We start from the raw sequence: 17,970 nt of genomic DNA on the forward strand, positions 1-17,970 counted from the left end.
CTCGCCCGCGGCGCCCCGTAGCCTTGCCCATCACCGCCCATTCAAGGATCGACCTTCATGTTGCGCAGACTTTCCCTGGCCGTCGCCATTGCCGCTGTCGCCGCAGGCCTGGCCCAGGCCGAAGAGGCCCCGCTGTCGAGCAAGACCGACCTGGTGACCGTGTACCAGGAAGCGGCGAAGAACAATGCCGATATCGCCGCCGCGCGCGCCGATTACCAGGCGCGCCGGGAAGTGGTGCCGCAGGCCCGCGCCGGGCTGCTGCCCAACCTGTCGGCGGGCGCCACCTACGGCGACACCCGCACCGAGATCGACTCGCCGAGCAACAGCGCCTCGCGCAGTGGCACCACCTACCAGGCCAACCTCAGCCAGCCGCTGTTCCGCGCCGACCGCTGGTTCCAGCTGCAGGCCGCCGAGGCCACCAGCGAGCAGGCCGCGCTGGAGCTGTCGGCCACCGAGCAGAACCTGATCCTGCAGAGCGCCGAGACCTACTTCGCCGTGCTCCGCGCGCAGGACACCCTGGCCTCGACCAAGGCCGAGGAAGCGGCGTTCAAGCGCCAGCTGGACCAGGCCAACGAGCGCTTCGACGTCGGCCTGTCGGACAAGACCGACGTGCTCGAGGCGCAGGCCGGCTTCGACACCGCCCGCGCCAACCGCATCCTCGCCGAGCGCGCGGTGGAAGACGCCTTCGAGGCCCTGGTGACCCTGACCAACCGCGACTACGCGGCAGTCGAAGGCATCGTGCATACCCTGCCGGTGCTGGCGCCGACGCCGAACGACGCCAAGTCCTGGGTCGACACCGCCGCCGCGCAGAACCTCAACCTGCAGGCCAGCTACTATGCGGTGGACGCCGCCGAGGAAACCCTGCGCCAGCGCAAGTCCGGCCATGCACCGACCCTGGACGCGGTGGCCAGCTACCAGAAGGGCGATAACGACAGCCTGGGCTTCAGCAATAGCGGCACCTTCGGCAGCCCGACCTACAGCGGCGACGTCTCCCAGCGCTCCATCGGCCTGCAACTGAACATCCCGCTGTACAGCGGCGGCCTGACCAGCTCGCAGGTGCGCGAGGCCTACCAGCGCCTGGGCCAGACCGAGCAGCTGCGCGAGAGCCTGCGCCGCCAGGTGGTGCAGAACACCCGCAACCTGTTCCGTGCGGTGAATACCGACGTGGAAACCGTGCAGGCGCGCAAGCAGTCGATCATCTCCAACCAGAGCGCGCTGGAGGCCACCGAGATCGGCTACCAGGTCGGCACCCGCAACATCGTCGACGTGCTCGACGCTCAGCGTCAGCTGTACAGCTCGGTGCGCAACTACAACGACGCGCGCTACGACTACATCCTCAACAACCTGCGCCTGAAGCAGGCCGCCGGCACCCTCAGCCCGGCCGACCTGGAAGCGCTGGGCAGCTTCCTCAAGCCGGACTACAACCCGGACCAGGATTTCCTGCCGCCGGATCTGGCCTCGGCCGCCGAGGCGCGCCTGCAGGGCGATCCGGATTTCTGAACCACCCGCGTCAAGCAAAAGCCCGACTTCGTGTCGGGCTTTTTCTTGACGCGGGTCGGCAGGGGCTAGGGGCGACGCCCTTCCAGCAGCCTTTGCAGCCCCGCCAGCAAGCGTTGCAGCGCGCCCTGGTTGGCCTTGAGCACGTTCAGGCCGGCCTGGCGCATGCGCTCGCTGCGAGCCGGCTCGCGCCAGAGCGCCGCGACCTCGCCGGCCAGGTCGTCAGCGCCTTGCACCTCGCCCAGTGCGCCGGCTTCGCGCAGCTGCGCGGCGATCTCGAGGAAGTTGAACAGGTGCGGGCCGCTCAGCACCGGTTTGCCCAGGGCCGCCGGCTCCAGCAGGTTGTGCCCGCCGTTGGCCACCAGGCTGCCGCCGACGAACGCCACGTCGGCCAGGGCGTAGAGAAACAGCAGCTCGCCCATGCTGTCGCCGAGCAGCACCTGGTCGCCGGCCTGCACGGCCTCGCCGGTGGAGCGGCGGCGCGTCGTCAGGCCCTGGTGCAGGCACAGCTGATGGACCGAGTTGAAGCGCTCGGGGTGGCGCGGCACCAGAATCAGCAGGGCATCCGGCCTGGAGACCAGGAGCTGCCGATGGGCGGCAAGGACGATCTCGTCCTCGCCGGCATGGGTGCTGGCGGCGATCCACAGCGGGCGCTGCTCGGCCTGCCAGGCGCGGCGCAGTTCGGCGGCGCGTTGCACCAGGCCGGCATCGATCTGCAGGTCGAACTTGATCGAGCCGGTCACCTCGACGCAGTCGCGGCGCGCGCCGAGGGCGAGAAAGCGCTCGGCCTCGGCCTGGGTCTGCACGGCGATCAGCGACAGCTCGGCGAGCATCGGCGCGGTGAGTCGCCTGAAGCGCCCGTAGCCGCGTGCCGAGCGTTCCGACAGCCGCGCGTTGGCCAGCGCCACCGGGATGCCGCGCCTGGCGCACTGGTGGATATGGTTGGGCCACAGCTCGGTTTCCATTACCACGGCCAGGCGCGGCTGCACTCGACGCAGAAAACGCGCGGCGGCCCAGGGCAGGTCGTAGGGCAGGTAGCAATGCTGCACGCCATCGCCGAACAGCGCCTGGATACGTTCGGAGCCGGTCGGGGTCATGCAGGTGACGGTGATCGGCAGGTCGGGATAACCCGCCTGCAGCGCGCGGATCAGCGGTGCGGCGGCGATGCTCTCGCCCACCGACACCGCGTGCACCCAGACGCCGCCCGGTTTCAGCGCTGGCAGGGCGAAGGCAAAACGCTCCTTGATCCGTCGCGCGTAAGCCGGCGCCTTGCGCGCGCGCAGGGCCAGGCGCAGGGCGATCAGGGGCAGGGCCAGGTGCAGCAGCAGGGTATAGAGGTGTCTGTTCATGGGCGCGCAGCTTAGCGGTCGAGGCCCGCTCCTGGAAGTGGACTTAGAGCCCGTTCAAAGTCTCGCGAGCTAGAGCAATGCAAGGCAAAAGCAGGCGAGGAAGCGGAGTGTGCTTTTGTACATGAGCATTCCGAGCCTGTTTTTAACGCAGCAGTGCCGACGCGCAGCAGAGTTTGGAGGGGCTCTCAGGCCTGCGGGCGCAGTAGCTCGCGCGCCAGGCAGTCGGCCAGCCAGTTGGCCGCCGGGCCGAGCGCGCCGTCGCGGCGGCATACCAGCTCCACCACCAGCGGCAGCGGCGCCCAGTCGCTGCGCAGTTCCTGCAGGTGGCCCTGATAGGTCGGGTACTGCGCCACGTGGCGCGGCAGCCAGGCCCAGCCCAGGCCGCGAATCACCAGCTCGGCCATCACGTAGAAGCTGTCGGCGCGCCAAACCAGTGGACTGATCTGCTCGCCGCCGGGGTAGTGGCTGTCCTGCGGCGTCATCAGCAACTGGCGGTGTTCGGCCAGATCGCGGCGCTCCACGCTGGCGCGTCCGGCCAGCGGATGCTGCGGGCTGCATACCGTGACCATCTCGATGGTGCCCAGGCGCTGGCTTTCCAGCTCCCTGGGCATCTGTTCGTGATGAAACAGCAGGCCCAGGTCGGCCTGGCGCTGCAGCAGTTTGCGCGCCACATCGCCCTGGGCACCGCTGGACAGCTGCACCTCGAGCCGGGGAAAGGCCTCGGCCAGCGCCCCCAGGCTGGCCAGTACCGGTTGGTAGGGCATGGCTTCGTCCTGCGCCAGACGCAGGCGCGCCTCCTCGCCGCGCGCCAGACCGAAGGCGCGGCCGTCCAGGCGCTCGCACTGCTGCAGCACGCTGCGGGCTTCCTCCAGCAGGGCCGCACCGGCTTCGGTCAGCTGTGGCTGGCGCCCGCTGCTGCGCTCGAACAGCTGCACGCCGAGGTCGGCTTCGAGCAGGGCGATGGCGGTGCTCACTGCCGACTGGGCGCGCCCCACCTCCCGCGCCACGGCGGAGAAGGAGCGGCATTCGGCCGTGCGGACGAACAGGTGCAGCTGATCGAGGTTCCAGTTCATGGGGTCAACCTATCTGTAATTCAGATTGGTAATGACTTTATCCCATCGCTGACGAGCTTAGAATCGCGCCATCGCTCAGGAGTCGCCGCCATGCCCGGATACCTCTACCTCGCCATCGCCATCGCCGCCGAAGTGGTGGCCACCACCTCGATGAAGGCCATCGACGGCTTCAACAAGCCGCTGCCGCTGCTGCTGGTGGTGGGCGGCTACGCCATCGCCTTCTGGATGCTGACCCTGGTGGTGCGCACCATTCCGGTGGGTATCGCCTACGCCATCTGGGCCGGCCTGGGTATCGTCCTGGTCAGCGTCGCCGCGCTGTTCCTCTACCAGCAGAAGCTCGATCTGCCGGCGGTGCTGGGCATGGGCCTGATCGTCAGCGGGGTGCTGGTGATTCAGCTGTTCTCGCAGTCCACCGGCCACTGACGGCGGCCTCGGGCAGGCCGGCCCGGGCGGGTTATACTTGCGCCCCTGTTTTCCGGCGAGGCCCGTTCATGTCCCAGTCCCTCAGCACCGATGTCCTGATCGTCGGCGGCGGCATCGCCGGCCTCTGGCTCAACGCGCGCCTGCGTCGCCAGGGTTTCGCCACCCTGCTGCTGGAGAGTGGCAGTCTCGGCGGCGGGCAGAGCGTGAAGTCCCAGGGCATCATCCACGGCGGTGCCAAGTACGCCCTGCATGGCGCCCTGAGCGGCGCTTCCGAGGCCATCGCCGACATGCCGCGGCGCTGGCGCGAGGCCCTGGCCGGCGGCGGCGAGCTGGATCTCTCCGGCGTGCGCGTGCTGTCCGAGGCCCACTACCTGTGGTCGCCGGGCACCCTGGCCGGCAACCTCACCAGCTTCTTCGCCAGCAAGGCGGTGCGCGGCCGGGTCGACCAGGTCAAGGGCGAGCAGTTGCCGCCGGCGCTGCAGCACCCGAAATTCAAGGGCAAGGTCTACCGCCTGGCCGAACTGGTGCTCGACGTGCCCAGCCTGATCGCCCGTCTGGCCGAGCTGGCCGGCGACGGCCTGCTGGCGGCCCGGCGGATCGAGCCGCTGCGCGAGGACGGCGAGCTGCGCGGCCTGCGGGTCGACGGTCGCGAGATTCGCGCCCAGCGCGTGGTGCTCAGCGCCGGCGCCGGCAATGCCGAGCTGCTCGCCGCGCTGGGTATCGAACAGCCCAGACAGCAACTGCGCCCGCTGCACATGGTGCTGGCCAAGGGCCCGGCGCTGCAGCCGCTGTACGCCCACTGCCTGGGCGGCGGGCCGAAGCCGCGGGTCACCGTCACCAGCCATCCGGCGGCCGACGGCCAGTGGGTCTGGTACCTCGGCGGCGACCTGGCCGAGGCCGACGGCGTGGCCCGTGACGAGGCCGCGCAGATCCGCGCCGCGCAGCAGGAAATGGCCGAGCTGCTGCCCTGGGTCGACCAGGCGCAGACCCGTTGGGCGACCCTGCGCGTCGATCGTGCCGAGCCGGCGCAGAGCGGCCTGGTGCGCCCGGACAACGCCTTCCTCGCCGAACAGCCGCACCTGCTGGTGGGCTGGCCGACCAAGCTGGCGCTGGCCCCGGACTTCGCCGACCGCGTGCTGGCCGCGCTGGATCGCGACGGCGTGCAGCCCGGCCGCCATGCGCCCTTGCCGGCGCTGCCGCGCCCGGACGTGGCGCAGCCGGTATGGGAGGCGCTGTTGCCATGAAGAGCACCCTGCACGATCTGCATCGCCCGCTGGGGTCCACCGGCCTGCTGGTTTCGCCGCTGGGCCTGGGCACGGTCAAGCTCGGCCGCGACCAGGGGGTGAAGTACCCCAGCGGCTTTCGCATCCCCGACGATGTCCAGGCCGCCGCGCTGATCCGCCAGGCCCGCGAGCTGGGCATCAACCTGATCGACACTGCGCCGGCCTACGGCCTCAGCGAGCAGCGCCTCGGTCCGCTGCTGCGCGGCCAGCGCGACGCCTGGGTGATCGTCAGCAAGACCGGCGAGGAGTTCGACGACGGCCAGTCGCGCTTCGACTTCTCCCCGGCGCACACCCGCCTGTCGGTGGAGCGCAGCCTCAAGCGCCTGGAGACCGACCGCATCGACCTGCTGCTGGTGCACTCCGACGGCAACGACCTGGCGGTGCTGCGCGATAGTGGCGTGTACGAGACCCTGGCGGCGCTCAAGCGCGAGGGCAAGATCCTCGCCTACGGCCTGTCCGGCAAGACCGTCGAGGGCGGTCTGCTGGCGCTGCAGCAGGGCGACTGTGCGATGGTCACTTACAACCTCAACGAGCAGGGCGAAAAGCCGGTCCTGGACTACGCTGCCAGTCACGCCAAGGGCATTCTGATCAAGAAGGCCCTGGCCAGCGGGCATGCCTGCCTGGGCGCCGGCGTCGATCCGCTGCGCGCCAGCTTCGAACTGATCTTCGATCACCCCGGCGTCAGCAGCGCCATCGTCGGTACCATCAACCCCGCGCACCTGGCGGCCAACGTGGCTACGGCGGCGGCGGTGATTCAGGACATCTGCTGAAACCTGCGCTTACCGGTGGCGGGTTGTCGCTCGGAGCCGCCTTGAGCCATTGTTGCGCTTCACCCTGACCACCCTGCGTCCGCCGGGCAGGCTGTCTGCCGCGCCGGCTGCACGCCCAGCAGGAACGAGGAGTCGAGATGCCGCGTACGCTGATCCGCAAGGACCCGAGCACCTTCAAGACCCTGCCGCTGTTCGTCGAGGCCGGGCCCGAGGGCCTGAGTTACCAGAGCCTGGGCCAGCCGCTGAACTTCCGTCAGATGCTCGAGCGGCGCCGGCCGCTGCAGGTGGCGGACAGCTGGCGCTTCGCCGCGGAGCTGGCCAACCTCGGTGTCTCGGTGCGCCTGACCCTGCGCCTGCACGGCCGCGACTATTGGCTGCTGGTGCGCCAGCGTCGTCCGGATCGCGGCGACACCGTGCTCAAGCTGATCTCCGGCTATGTGCCGGCCCACGAACTGAACCTGCCGCTGCTCACCGCCATCCAGGAAGTGGCCGAGGAATGCCTGCTGGAGACGGCCGACGGCTGGCTGGCCGGGCGCTTCGGCGATACCTGGCTGCCGACGCCCTACCAGGGCGCCCTGCGCTACCGCGAGGCCAGCCACTTCCGCCTCAGCCCGCTGTCCGGCGCGGCGCGCCCGGTGCAGTGCGGCAACCTGACCCTGCTGGAGCGCCCGCGTGCCTACGTGCACCTGCCCACCGCCTCGCTGCAGCTGGTCTACGACCTGAGCCTGGAGCTGCCGCGCGACGTGCGCCAATTGAGCCTGTTCCATGTCGACGAATGCCTGGAGGATGGACGTCTGGTCGCGCGCCTGGAACGGCGCCGGCCGGACCTCTACCTGCTGGCCCTGCAGCAGGGCCTGCCCAGCGGCGAGCTGTTCACCCTGAGCAAGGGCGAACTGCGGCCGGCCAGCACCCGCGGCCTGTGGCTGTCGGAGAGTTTCGCCGAGCAGGACGGCTGGCTGGTGCGCGACGAGCGGATTCGCTGGAAGGATTGGCTGCAGCGCTGTGGCGCGCCAACGCCGCCGCGGCGCGCGCTGCTCGGCGTGTCCTAGGCGGGCGCCGTGCACCAGGCCTGAGCCGTGACCGGGCGTCAGTGCGCCCGGCTTTCGTGCATGCGCGTCAGCTGGCGTTCCAGCAGCGCCGGGTAGGGGTCGAGCAGGCGCTCGACACAGCTGGCGCCCTCCGGGCTGGCGATCGGGCGGATGCGTGCGCGCTGACGCGCCAGGCCATCCTGCGCCACCCGCTGTTCCACCAGCAGCAGATTGCGGCTGTGCTGCGACAGCGCCAGGGCGTCCAGGGCGCTGTCGCTAAGCAGCAGCTCGGCCTGGCCGAGGCCGTCCAGGTCGCTGCCCAGGGTCAGGCCCAGCTGCAGTTGCAGGGTGATGCCGCTGTCGGCCACCTCGATCTGCAGGGCGTGGCCGAGGGCGCGCATCAGCTCGCCGCAGCAGATGGCGTGGGTCAGGTAGTCCTCGCCGCATTCCTGTTCGTGGAACAGCATCAGGCTGCTGCCGTCCTTGAGCGTGTGCAGCTGGCCCTGATAGAGCGCGGCGGCCTGCTCCAGGCAGCCGCGATAGCGTTCCAGCAGGTCCAGCAGGCGCGTGCGCGGCAGGCGCCGCAGCTGCTCCTGGGCGCCGAGCTGGATGGCCAGCACCGCGCTGGCCTGGGTTTGGCTCGGCGCCGGTGCCGCCGCCGCAGCAGCGGGTGCCTCGGGCTCGTCGCTCAGTTCGGCGAAGGGATCGTCCGGCGCTATCGACTCGGGCCAGGGCTTGAGCGGCTGGTCGCGGTCATCGCCAGGTTCGTGCTCGGCGAAGACGCGCTCGTCGACGACCGGCACCTCGTCGTCCAGCTCGGCGAAGGCGCTGTCGTCCTGTTCGTCCGGGTAGGCGTCGCTGTCGGCGAAAGCGGGTTCGTCGTCGAATTCCGGCTCGGGTTCCGGTTTTTCCGGCACCAGACGGGACTGCAGCTGGCGCGCCAGGTCGCCGATCTCGTCGTTGCGCCCGGCGCCGGGGGCGGGGTCGTCCGGGTCGCGCAGCCACAGGCGCAGCTGCAGCAGCGGGGTGGAGATATGCCGGCCCAGGCGCATGCTCAGCGACAGGGTCAGGGCCAGCAGGATCAGGCTGAGAATGCCCATGCTCTGCAGGCTGATGGTCATCGGCTGCTGGAACTGGCGCATGTCCAGGCTGATGCGCAACTGCCCGGCGATCACCTCCTGGAAGGTGATGGGCGTGGAGTACAGCCCTTCGCTCTCGCCCAGCACGCTGCGCGTCGGCCGTGCGCCGGCCTCGGCGAGGATGCGGTTGTCCACGCTGTAGATGGCGGCGTGGGCCACCAGCGGGTTCTTCGCCAGGTTGTTCAGCAGCACGTTGAGGCTGAGGATGTCGTTGGACACCAGCAGTTCGGTGGCCGAGCTGGCGGTCTGGGTGATCAGGCTCTGGCCGAGGGCGTCGGCCTGCTGCTGCATGGCCTGCTTGAACTGCATGCCCATGACCCAGGCGTAGATCAGCATGGCCAGCGCCACCAGCAGCAGGCTGTGGCTGGCAATGCGCAGGACCAGGGGCACGCGCCGCTGGCGCAGGGCGTGGAAGATCAGCAGGAAGAAATTATCGGGTTTGACGGGCGCGGGCCGGTTCACAGAGCACGGCTCTTGTCGACTGAAGTTGCCGCGCAGTATAGCGGTCGCCCTGTGGCGGGCAAAGCGGCGAGCGTGCCCGTCCGGCGCGGAACTGGGTAGAATGTGCGCCTTTTCCTCGGCCTGGCGGTCGTTCGCCGCCTCATGCCTCTCAATCGTCTGCCCCGGAGGGTGCGCCTTGCGCGAAATCGTCCTGATCAACATCACCGGTGAAGACCGCCCCGGTCTTACCGCCGCCATCACCGGCGTGCTGGCCCAGGGCGGGGTGAATATCCTCGACATCGGCCAGGCGGTGATCCACGACACCCTGTCGTTCGGCATCCTCATCGAGATACCCGACAACGCCCGCGCCCAGTCGGTGCTCAAGGAAGTGTTGTTCACCGGCTACGAGCTGGATCAGCAGGTGCGCTTCACCCCGGTCTCGGAGGAGGATTACCGGCAGTGGGTGGGCGGCCAGGGCAAGGCCCGGCATATCGTCACCCTGCTGACGCGCAAGGTCACTGCCGAGCAGCTGCAGCGGGTCAGCGCCATCACCGCCAAGTACGGCCTGAATATCGACCATATCGACCGCCTGTCCGGGCGCATGCCGCTGGACATGCCGGCCGAGCAGGGCAAGGGCTGCATCGAGTTCTCGGTGCGCGGCGAGCCGGCCGACCCGGCGGCGCTGCGTGCCGAGTTCCTCAGCGTGGCGCAGGAACTCAACGTCGACATCGCCTTCCAGCGCGACTCGGTGTTCCGCCGCAATCGCCGCCTGGCGGTCTTTGACATGGATTCGACGCTGATCGAGGCCGAGGTGATCGACGAGCTGGCCAAGGCCGCCGGCGTCGGCGAGCAGGTGGCCGAGATCACCGAGCGGGCCATGCGCGGCGAGCTGGATTTCGCCGCCAGCTTCAGGGAGCGCCTGGGCCTGCTCAAGGGGCTGTCCGAGGACGTGCTGGAGGAAATCGGCGCCTCGCTGCGCCTGACCGAGGGCGCCGAGACGCTGTTCGCCGAACTCAAGCGCCTGGGCTATAAGACTGCCATCCTCTCCGGCGGTTTCACCTACTTCGCCAAGCAGCTGCAGGCCAAGCTGGGCATCGACTACGTGTTCGCCAACGAGCTGCAGATCGAAGACGGCAAGGTCACTGGCGTGGCGGTGGAGCCCATAGTCGACGCCCAGCGCAAGGCCGACCTGCTGCGTCAGCTGGCCGAGCGCGAAGGCCTGCAGCTGGAGCAGACCATCGCTGTCGGCGACGGCGCCAACGACCTGCCGATGCTCGGCCTGGCCGGTCTCGGCGTGGCCTTTCGCGCCAAGCCGTTGGTCAAGCAGTCGGCCAAGCAGGCGATCTCCACCCTGGGCCTGGACGGCATCCTCTACCTGCTCGGCTTTCGCGACCGCGAAGGCCAGGAGTAATAGCGTCGCCCAGAAAAAAGCCGCCCTTCGAGGCGGCTTTTTCGTTGCGGCGCGGGTTACTCGTCGCCGGCGGAGAAGTCGTAGTCCATCGACTGGCTCGGCCCCTGCAGGTAGTAGCCCTGGATGAAGTTGACCCCGGCCTGCCAGAGGGTCGCCAGCACGCTGGCGCTCTCGACGAAGGGCACTATGGTCAGCTTGGCCTGGGCGTGCAGGCTGCTGAGCAGGGTCTTCAGCGCTTCCTGGTTGTCGGCGTTGCCCAGCTCCTGGGAGAAGGAGCCGTCGATCTTGACGAAGTCCACCTGCAGGTGCTTGAGCGTGTTGAAGGGGTTGAGCGCGCAGCCGAACTGGCTCAGCGCCACCTTGCAGTGCAACTCGGCCAGACCCTGGGTCAGCGCCTTGGCCTGTTTCAGGTAGGCGATGGCATCCGGTTCGCTGAACTGGAACACCAGCGCGTCGGACGGCAGGCGCGCCGCCTTGAGCGCCACGCTGAGCCAGGGCAGCAGGGTCTGGTCCTGCAGGCTGGCGCTGGACAGGTGGACGAACAGGCGGGTGTTGTGGCCCTTGGCGCGGTGGTCGGCGAGCAGCTTGATCGAGTTGAGGACCACCCAGCGATCGATCTTCTCGCCCAGGCCGGCATCCTTGGCGGCGGCGAGAAACTCGGTCGGCGGCACTTCCTCGCCCTGCGGGCTGAGCAGACGCAGCAGCACCTCGTAGTGCTCGTGGGCGTCGCCGCGCAGGCTGATGATCGGCTGGAACAGCAGGCGGAAGCTGTTGTTCTCCAGCGCCTGCTGCACCATCGCCAGCAGGTTGCCGCGGTTGGCCGCGGCGGCCAGTTCGTCGGCCGGGTTGAACAGCTTCAGCGCATTGCCCTCGGCCAGCTCGTCGGCGCAGCGGTGGGCGCGGTCGATGACTGCCTGGGCCTTGGCGGTCTTCTCGCTGAGGCCGGCGACGCCGATCGACAGGCTGGTCTGCACCGTGCGGCCGTTGACGTCGAACATGTGCCCTTCGACCTTCTTCAGCAGCGCGGCGAGGCTGTCCTCGCACTGTTCGGGCGTCTGCCCCGGCAGCAGGGCGGCGAACACGTCGTCGCCGAAGCGCGCCAGCTGGGTGTCGGCGGCGAAGTGCGCGCGCAGCAGGCCGGTCAGGTCGGTGAGCAGCAGGTCGATGCCGGCCAGGCCGATCTCCCCCTGCAGGCCGGCGTAGCGGTCGACGCGGATATAGGCCAGGGCGGACGGCTGCCCGGCGTTGACTGCGCGCTCGGCGGCGGCGTCCATCAGCTCGAGGAAATGGTTGCGGTTGAACAGGCCGGTGACCAGGTCCTGGCTGCTGATCTCGCGCAGTTTCTCCTCCAGCTCGGCGTTGGAGGTCTCGGCGCGGATCACCACCTGGATGCACGGCTCGCCGTCGTAGGTGGCGGGGGAAAAGCTCATCTGCGCGGCGAAGCTGCTGCCGTCGGCGCGCACGCCCTGACAGGCCAGCTCGGCATTGCCCTCGGCGCTCTGGTAGTTCTTCAGGAAGTCCTTGAACGCGCCCTGATCGGCACTGGCGATCAGGTCGATCATCGGCATGCCTTCCAGTTCTTCGCCGTCCTCGTACTTGAACAGCTCCAGGTAGGCGCGGTTGGCGTAGATGTGCATGCCGTCGTGGACGTAGGTGATGGCGTCCACCGAGCTTTCCAGCAGCAACTGACAGCGTTTCTCCGCCTCGCGCAGGGCCACTTCGGCGGCGCGGCGGGCGCGGCGTTCCTCGAGGTTGGCCAGCTCGCGCTTGGCCACCAGCACCAGGCGCTCGTCCTCGCCCTGCGGCAGGGCGTCCTGCGCGCCGAACAGCAGCGCCTCGGTGATGGCTTCGGAATCGTTGCCCTCGACCAGCTGCAGCACCGGGATGTCCTTGGCCTGGCGGCGAATGGCGCCTATCGCCTCGCCGGGGTCGAGTTGTTCGCTGCTCGGCGCGCAGATCAGCAGATCCCAGGTCTGTTGCAGGGTCTCGGCGAGGTCGTCGCTGGAGCTGAGGCGGTGCACGCGGGTGGCGTGTCCGGCATTGCGGAACAGACTGACCAGGCGCTCGGCCTCGTTCTGCGAATCCTCGAGAATCAGCAGGCGGATGGTTTTCTTTTCGATGGCCATAGGATGGGGTCAATACCGCGCCGAACGGGCGCGAAAAGGCGACAAATGGTGAGTGGGCCGCAGCCTACAGCGACTTCCAGAGTGAGTCAAAATCTTCCTCCCCGGCCGGCTTCTGGCTTTGCGAGGCTGTGACCGGCTTCCCGGCGGTGCCTTCTTCGGCACCGACGCGGTGATACTCGAACTGGTTGAAGCTGCCGGTGCTGACCTGTTTGCGGGTCAGCACCGCGCGGTGCTCCTCGCCGTGGTCGTTGATCAGCACCTTGCTGCCTTCCTGGAACGGCAGGCGCGGCGTGATCAGGCTGGCCGGGCGCGAGATGGCGCTGATCTCCGGCAGCAGCAGGGCGCGCAGGTACTGGCTGTTCTGCTCGGCCTTGCGCACCAGCTGCAGGCCGCAGGAGCGGGCATGCGGAGCGATCAGCTCGATGCCCATCTGCGTGCCGCCGCCGCGCACCTGGCGGATCCAGCGCACGATGGCCACGCTCCAGCCCTGGCTGGGGCTGTCCTGCACGCCGAGCAGTTCGCCGGCCTGCAGCTGGGCGGGCACCTCCTTGGGCCAGGACAGGCAGTAGCCGCCGGGGCTGTGGTTGACGATGGCCAACGGGTAGGTGGGATAGCTTTCGCCGCTGCTTTGCGGCTCGACGGGCTGCTCGCTCGCGCTGACCTTGCTGTACTGGATCTCCTCGAAGTGGAACTCGCCGCCGCCGCTGCGCTGCGCGTCGAAGGCGTTGGCCCAGACGTCCGGCGCGCCGGTCGAGGGCTTGAACACCGCGGCGCCGGTCTCGCTGGGGCGCTTGAGCACGTCGCCGAAGGACTGTTCGCCGGCGAGGAAGAAGTGCAGGGCGCTCATGCCGATGCATAGGGTCAGGTTGCCGTGGCCGCTGGTGCGCTGGAAGGTGCGCTCGGCGATGTCGCCCCAGGCGGCGCAAACGTGTTGCAGCAGGTCCAGGCTCATGCCTTCGGGCACCGGCAGGCGCGATCTGGGCCGGTCCTCCTCGGGCAGCAGCAGGTATTCCTTGATCGCGTCCACCAGCGGCTGCGGGTCGATGCCCAGCAGGTTGTGCAGTTCGTTGTCGGGGTACAGCGACTTGTAGCGCGGCGGGCCGTCCACCTGCGGGGCGAGGACGAACAGGCTGCTCGGCAGGTCGCCGGCCTGCAGGCTGACCAGGGTGCTCCAGGGCTCCAGCGCTTCGGCCAGGCGGGCGATGCCGTTCTGGCGCATCTGGTTGGTGCGCGCGCAGCCGAGCAGCAGGGCGGTCAGGTAGCACTGCTCGGTGCTCAGGCCGGGCGAGTGGCGCGCCAGCGGATCGCGGGTCGCCTGGCGCTGCAGGCGCTGCTTGCTGGCGATCTGATACAGCTGGTGCAGTTCCAGCCACAGGCCTTCGGGCACCGGGCAGTACAGCTGACTCGCGCGGATCAGCGGGCTGCACAGGCTGTGGCTGGCGCGCTGCAGGGCAACGGCGAGCAACTGGTCGCGCTCCTTGCCGCTGCGCGCCATGACCCGCGAGATGATCAGCTTGTAGCCGACGGCCAGGTGGTTCTGCAGCGCCTGGCACAGGTTGGCGACCTTGCGCGGGCGCTCGTCGAGGACGATGGCCTGGTTGAGGAAGTGGCGTTCCAGGTGCTGGCAGACGAAGTGCACTTCCGGGCGCAGCAGCTCCAGCAGTTGCAGGCGGTTTTCCGAGGGAGTGAGGAATTGGTTGAGTTCCACCAGGCTCTGGTACAGCTGGCGCGCGGTTTCACCGATGTTGGCCTTGGGCAGGCCGGCGAGCCAGCGCTTGAGGTCACGAGGACTGCCGTCGCAGAAGCTCAGGCTGGGCTTGCTCGGGGTGGGGACACGCAACAGCAGTAGGTGGGGACTCTGTTTATCCATCAAACTCGGATACTCCGGCCACGCAAAAGCTAGCGGCTCTCGTAATAGTCTTTCGAACTCTAGCAGCATCTCGCCGCGGTCGCAGCCCATCCCGGGGACGGGCGGCCGTGCCAGAGTACGCAACTATGACCAGGCGGTCTGCGACCGGGTTCAGTGCCGCGGCGTCGCTCAGGCCTCGGCGTGGCCCAGCAACTGGCCCATGCGCACGGCACTGCCGGCGCCCAGTTCGGTGGCCCACTGCACCTGCTGCGGGCCGAACAGCACGATGGCGGTGGAGCCCAGCTTGAAGCGACCGAGTTCGGCGCCCTTGGCCAGTTCGATCGGTGCGCGCGCGGCGGCGTCGTAACGGGTGCTTTTCAGCTCGCGCTTGGGCGGGGTGACCAGGCCGGCCCAGACCGTCTCGACGCTGGCGACTATCATCGCGCCGACCAGCACCACGGCCATCGGCCCGCGCTCGGTGTCGAACAGGCAGACCACCCGCTCGTTGCGGGCGAACAGCTCGGGCACGTTCTCCGCGGTGGTCTGGTTGACCGAGAACAGTCGCCCCGGCACATAGACCATCTCGCGCAGGGTCCCCGCCAGCGGCATATGCACGCGGTGGTAGTCCTTGGGCGACAGGTACACGGTGGCGAACTGGCCGCCCATGAAGGGCGCGGCGCGCTCGGCGTCGCCGCCGAGCAGTTCGACGGCGCTGAAGCTGTGGCCCTTGGCCTGGAACAGGCGGCCGTGCTCGATGGCGCCGAGCTGGCTGATGGCGCCGTCGGCCGGGCAGAGGATCGCGCCGGGGGTCTCGTCCAGCGGGCGAGCGCCGTCCTTCAGGGCGCGGGTGAAGAAGGCGTTGAAGTGCTCGTAGGTGCGCAGGTCCTCGACCCGGGCCTCGCTCATGTTCACCTGGTAGCGCTTGGCGAACCAGGTGATCAGCGGGTTCTTCAGCCAGCCGATGCGGCATTCGGCGACGCAGCCGATCAGCCGCGACAGCAGGTGGTGGGGCAGCAGGTACTGGCTGAGGATAAACAGGCGTTGTTTCATCGTGTGTCCTTGAGGGTTCGGAGCCGGTGCTGAGGCAGCCGGCGCGTGCAGCTGATTGGGGCCGGGTTCAGCGCTCGATCGGGGTATCGGGCAGGTTGCCCCACTCGGCCCAGGAGCCGGCGTAGGCCTTGACCCGCGGATAGCCCAGCGCCTTGGCCACCACGTAGGTGAAGCCGGAGCGGCGGTGGGTCTGGCAGTGGGTGATCACTTCCTTGTCGGGGGTGATGCCCAGATCCTGCAGCACTTCGGCGATGTCGTCGCGGATGCGCAGGCCGCGCTGCGGATCCATGCCGGCGGTCCACTCGAAGTTGACCGCACCGGGGATATGGCCGCCGCGCGCCGAGCTGAGTTTCTCGCCACGGTATTCGTCCGCGCCGCGGGCGTCCCAGATCGCCAGGTCGGCGGCGCCCAGGCGCGCCTGCACATAGTCACGGCTGGCCGTCGGCTCGTCGTGCAGGGTCAGCGCCACCGGCGTGTGCTGCGCCGGCGGGCTGTCCTGGCTCAGTGCGCGGCCCTCGCCGATCCAGGCCTGCAGGCCGCCATTGAGGAAGTGGTAGCGGCTGTGGCCGATCACGTCGAGCAGCCAGATGAAGCGCCCGGCCCAGGGGCCGCCCTCGTCGTCGTAGACCACGTAGGTGGCGTCCGGACGATGGCCCAGTTCGGCGAACAGCGCTTCGAGCTGCGCCTGTGGCGGGATCAGGCCGGGGGCGGGCGGGCGGCCCAGCTGGGTGCGCTTGCTGTCGACCCAGCGCGCGCCGGGGATATGCCCGGCGGCATAGCGCGCCGCGCCGCTGAGGTCGACCAGGATCAGCTCGGCGGCGTCCAGGCGGCTGGCCAGCTCGGCGGGCTCGATCACCAGGGGCAGGTTGGCGAAGGCGGACATGGAGGCCTCCTCGAATGAAAAGAGGCCGATTGTAGCGGAAAGGGCTAGCGCCCGCGCCTGGCGAAGCTGGCCAGGGCGCGCTCGATGCATTGCACGGTTTTACCGAAGGCCTGCAGGCCGAGCTCGTTGAACGGCTGGCCGCCCTGGTCGGCGACCAGCAGCATGACCACCCGGCCATTGCTGGCCAGCGAGCGCAGCAGCAGGTGTTCGCCGGGGAACAGCGCCTTCAGGCTGCCCGGCAGCAGGGCGGAGAACTGGGCGATATTGGCCGGGCTCAGGCGCAGCTGACCGGGTTCGGCGAGCAGCCGGCGCAGCACCTGGCTGTGCGCCGGGTCCAGGCTCAGGGCGCTGGCGCCCGGCTCCAGCCCCGCCTGCTGCTGGGCCTGCAGGCGGCTGTGCTGACGATCGGCGAGTAGCAGCAGTACCCGGTTCAGGCCGCAGGCTTGCACGGCGTCGCGGGCGCAGGCGGTCAGCTGCAGGACGTTGGCGAAGGCGCTGGGCTCAGCCAGCAGGCGGGCGCAGTGCTGGCGCCAGGCGTCGAGGGCGTCGCTTCTGGGCGCCGGCGCCGGGCTGCGTGACGGGTTGAGGCGACGGGCGTCCCAGGGCCAGAGCAGGGCCTGGGCCGGGTGCCAGGGCTGGGCGTCGTGGTTCAGGCGGGCGCTGCTCACCGCGTGTCGGTGCACTTCCTGCTGCACCTCGGCCAGCGGCAGCTGCAGGTAGAGCCCGGTCAGGCGCTGCCAGCGCAGGCTGTGCGGGGCGTTCCAGGCCTGGTGCGCCGACAGCGCCAGGCCGTTGGCCAGCAGCACGCAGTTGCTCGGCTGGGTCAGCCAGCGGCGCAAGGGGATGTCGGCATCAAGCAACTGCTGCTGGTGCAGCGGGTGCTGGTTGTCGCGGGCGATATGCAGCGCCTTGACCAGCAGGCGGCGGTCGCGCTCCAGCAGGCGGTAGCCCTGCACTATCCACTCCGGCAGGCGCCAGCGTTCGGCCAGTTGCAGGCACAGCTGCAGCAGCGGTACGCCGAGCAGCTCCTGCTCCACCTTGGTCGGCCGCTTGCCCTTGACCAGGACGCGCTGCTCCCAGGCCTCGAACAGCTGCGGATGGGCACATAGCAGCGGCCAGAGCGGGGCGAGAAACAGCAGGCTGCAGCCATGCAGTTCGTTCCACAGGCGCGCCAGACGTGCGCCGAACAGGCCGCGCGCCTGTTGGCTGGCATGCTGGCTGATCAGCAGGAGTTGGCGCAGGGCCAGCGGGATTTCCCCTGCCGGCAGGGCGGGGGCCTGGTTGAGCAGGGTTTCGCAGCGCTTCAGGCCGAGGCGGGCCAGCGCCGTCTCCAGGCTGTCGGCCGGGTCGCTGAGGGTGCCGCCGGCCTGGTTGGCCTCGCGCAGCACCTGCAGGGCAAAGGTCGGGCTGAGTTCGATCGCCTCGGCGATCTCGCCCCAGGTGCGACGCCCGTCGCCGAGGGTGCGCCGCAGGCGTGCATGCTGCTCCTGCTCGATCGGCAGGGGCAGCTTGGCCAGCTGGTGCAGCCAGGCGTCGAGGGTGCGTGGCAGGGGCTTTGGCGTCGACATGTGAGTTGAGCCGAACTGGCTTTTGACCTTAACTGGCTATAGTCTGGCGTATAAGTTCCGATAATTAGAAGGGTTGTTTT

At 69.2% G+C, this 17,970-nt stretch carries 13 protein-coding genes and 1 pseudogene; 6 read left to right on the plus strand and 8 right to left on the minus strand.

Annotation, left to right across the window (positions count from 1 at the left end; translation table 11 throughout):
• The first annotated feature begins 57 nt into the window (after nucleotides 1–57).
• Nucleotides 58–1,500, plus strand: a complete 1,443-nt coding sequence (locus tag ACW9UL_RS02630; protein ID WP_122109180.1) for a TolC family outer membrane protein — start codon at nucleotides 58–60, stop codon at nucleotides 1,498–1,500.
• A gap of 65 nt (nucleotides 1,501–1,565) precedes the next feature.
• Here ACW9UL_RS02630 and waaA read toward each other — a convergent pair whose 3' ends face one another.
• Both waaA and ACW9UL_RS02640 read right to left on the minus strand, forming a co-directional pair.
• Nucleotides 1,566–2,846, minus strand: coding sequence for a lipid IV(A) 3-deoxy-D-manno-octulosonic acid transferase (gene waaA / locus ACW9UL_RS02635; RefSeq protein WP_457788763.1), 1,281 nt, complete (start codon nucleotides 2,844–2,846; stop codon nucleotides 1,566–1,568).
• 185 nt (nucleotides 2,847–3,031) lie between these two features.
• Nucleotides 3,032–3,919, minus strand: coding sequence for a LysR family transcriptional regulator (locus ACW9UL_RS02640; RefSeq protein WP_021441922.1), 888 nt, complete (start codon nucleotides 3,917–3,919; stop codon nucleotides 3,032–3,034).
• 90 nt (nucleotides 3,920–4,009) lie between these two features.
• On the opposite strand from ACW9UL_RS02640, the gene ACW9UL_RS02645 reads away from it, so the two are divergent.
• The 4 genes and pseudogenes from ACW9UL_RS02645 to ACW9UL_RS02660 form a co-directional block, all read left to right on the plus strand.
• The gene (locus ACW9UL_RS02645; protein WP_021441921.1) at nucleotides 4,010–4,342 is read left to right on the plus strand and encodes a DMT family transporter; all 333 of its coding nucleotides are present in this window, start codon (nucleotides 4,010–4,012) and stop codon (nucleotides 4,340–4,342) included.
• A gap of 68 nt (nucleotides 4,343–4,410) precedes the next feature.
• Nucleotides 4,411–5,586, plus strand: a complete 1,176-nt coding sequence (locus tag ACW9UL_RS02650) for an NAD(P)/FAD-dependent oxidoreductase (RefSeq protein ID WP_457788764.1) — start codon at nucleotides 4,411–4,413, stop codon at nucleotides 5,584–5,586.
• Complete coding sequence (locus tag ACW9UL_RS02655) at nucleotides 5,583–6,395, plus strand: aldo/keto reductase (RefSeq protein WP_457788765.1); 813 nt, start codon at nucleotides 5,583–5,585, stop codon at nucleotides 6,393–6,395. Before ACW9UL_RS02650 ends, ACW9UL_RS02655 begins: the two co-directional genes overlap by 4 nt.
• A gap of 137 nt (nucleotides 6,396–6,532) precedes the next feature.
• A pseudogene (locus ACW9UL_RS02660) lies at nucleotides 6,533–7,488 on the plus strand (metal ABC transporter ATPase); the annotation flags it as partial.
• Here the strand turns inward: ACW9UL_RS02660 and ACW9UL_RS02665 are convergent.
• Nucleotides 7,483–9,024, minus strand: coding sequence for an AhpA/YtjB family protein (locus ACW9UL_RS02665; RefSeq protein WP_457788766.1), 1,542 nt, complete (start codon nucleotides 9,022–9,024; stop codon nucleotides 7,483–7,485). The pseudogene ACW9UL_RS02660 and the gene ACW9UL_RS02665 sit on opposite strands and share 6 nt — an antisense overlap.
• Nucleotides 9,025–9,199: 175 nt before the next feature.
• On the opposite strand from ACW9UL_RS02665, the gene serB reads away from it, so the two are divergent.
• The gene (serB, locus tag ACW9UL_RS02670) at nucleotides 9,200–10,414 is read left to right on the plus strand and encodes a phosphoserine phosphatase SerB (protein ID WP_397486616.1); all 1,215 of its coding nucleotides are present in this window, start codon (nucleotides 9,200–9,202) and stop codon (nucleotides 10,412–10,414) included.
• 56 nt (nucleotides 10,415–10,470) lie between these two features.
• On the opposite strand, the gene ACW9UL_RS02675 is transcribed toward serB, so the two are convergent.
• The 5 genes from ACW9UL_RS02675 to ACW9UL_RS02695 all read right to left on the minus strand — a co-directional run bounded on the left by ACW9UL_RS02675 (nucleotide 10,471) and on the right by ACW9UL_RS02695 (nucleotide 17,890).
• Nucleotides 10,471–12,540 (minus strand): EAL domain-containing response regulator, encoded by a 2,070-nt coding sequence (locus ACW9UL_RS02675; protein WP_457788767.1) that lies wholly within the window; start codon nucleotides 12,538–12,540, stop codon nucleotides 10,471–10,473.
• A 64-nt stretch (nucleotides 12,541–12,604) separates the two neighbouring features.
• Nucleotides 12,605–14,410, minus strand: coding sequence for a cyclic-di-GMP receptor FimW-related protein (locus ACW9UL_RS02680; RefSeq protein WP_457788768.1), 1,806 nt, complete (start codon nucleotides 14,408–14,410; stop codon nucleotides 12,605–12,607).
• Nucleotides 14,411–14,578: 168 nt separating this feature from the next.
• Nucleotides 14,579–15,439 carry an archaetidylserine decarboxylase gene (asd, locus tag ACW9UL_RS02685; RefSeq protein WP_457788769.1) on the minus strand — a complete coding sequence of 287 codons (861 nt, stop codon included), beginning with the start codon at nucleotides 15,437–15,439 and terminating at the stop codon, nucleotides 14,579–14,581.
• Nucleotides 15,440–15,506: 67 nt separating this feature from the next.
• Complete coding sequence (locus ACW9UL_RS02690) at nucleotides 15,507–16,322, minus strand: rhodanese-like domain-containing protein (RefSeq protein WP_457788770.1); 816 nt, start codon at nucleotides 16,320–16,322, stop codon at nucleotides 15,507–15,509.
• Nucleotides 16,323–16,366: 44 nt separating this feature from the next.
• On the minus strand, nucleotides 16,367–17,890 hold the full coding sequence (locus ACW9UL_RS02695; RefSeq protein WP_457788772.1) for an HDOD domain-containing protein: 1,524 nt from the start codon (nucleotides 17,888–17,890) through the stop codon (nucleotides 16,367–16,369).
• Between the last annotated feature and the right edge of the window lie 80 nt (nucleotides 17,891–17,970).

The organism is Pseudomonas sp. PL-6, from assembly GCF_054110165.1.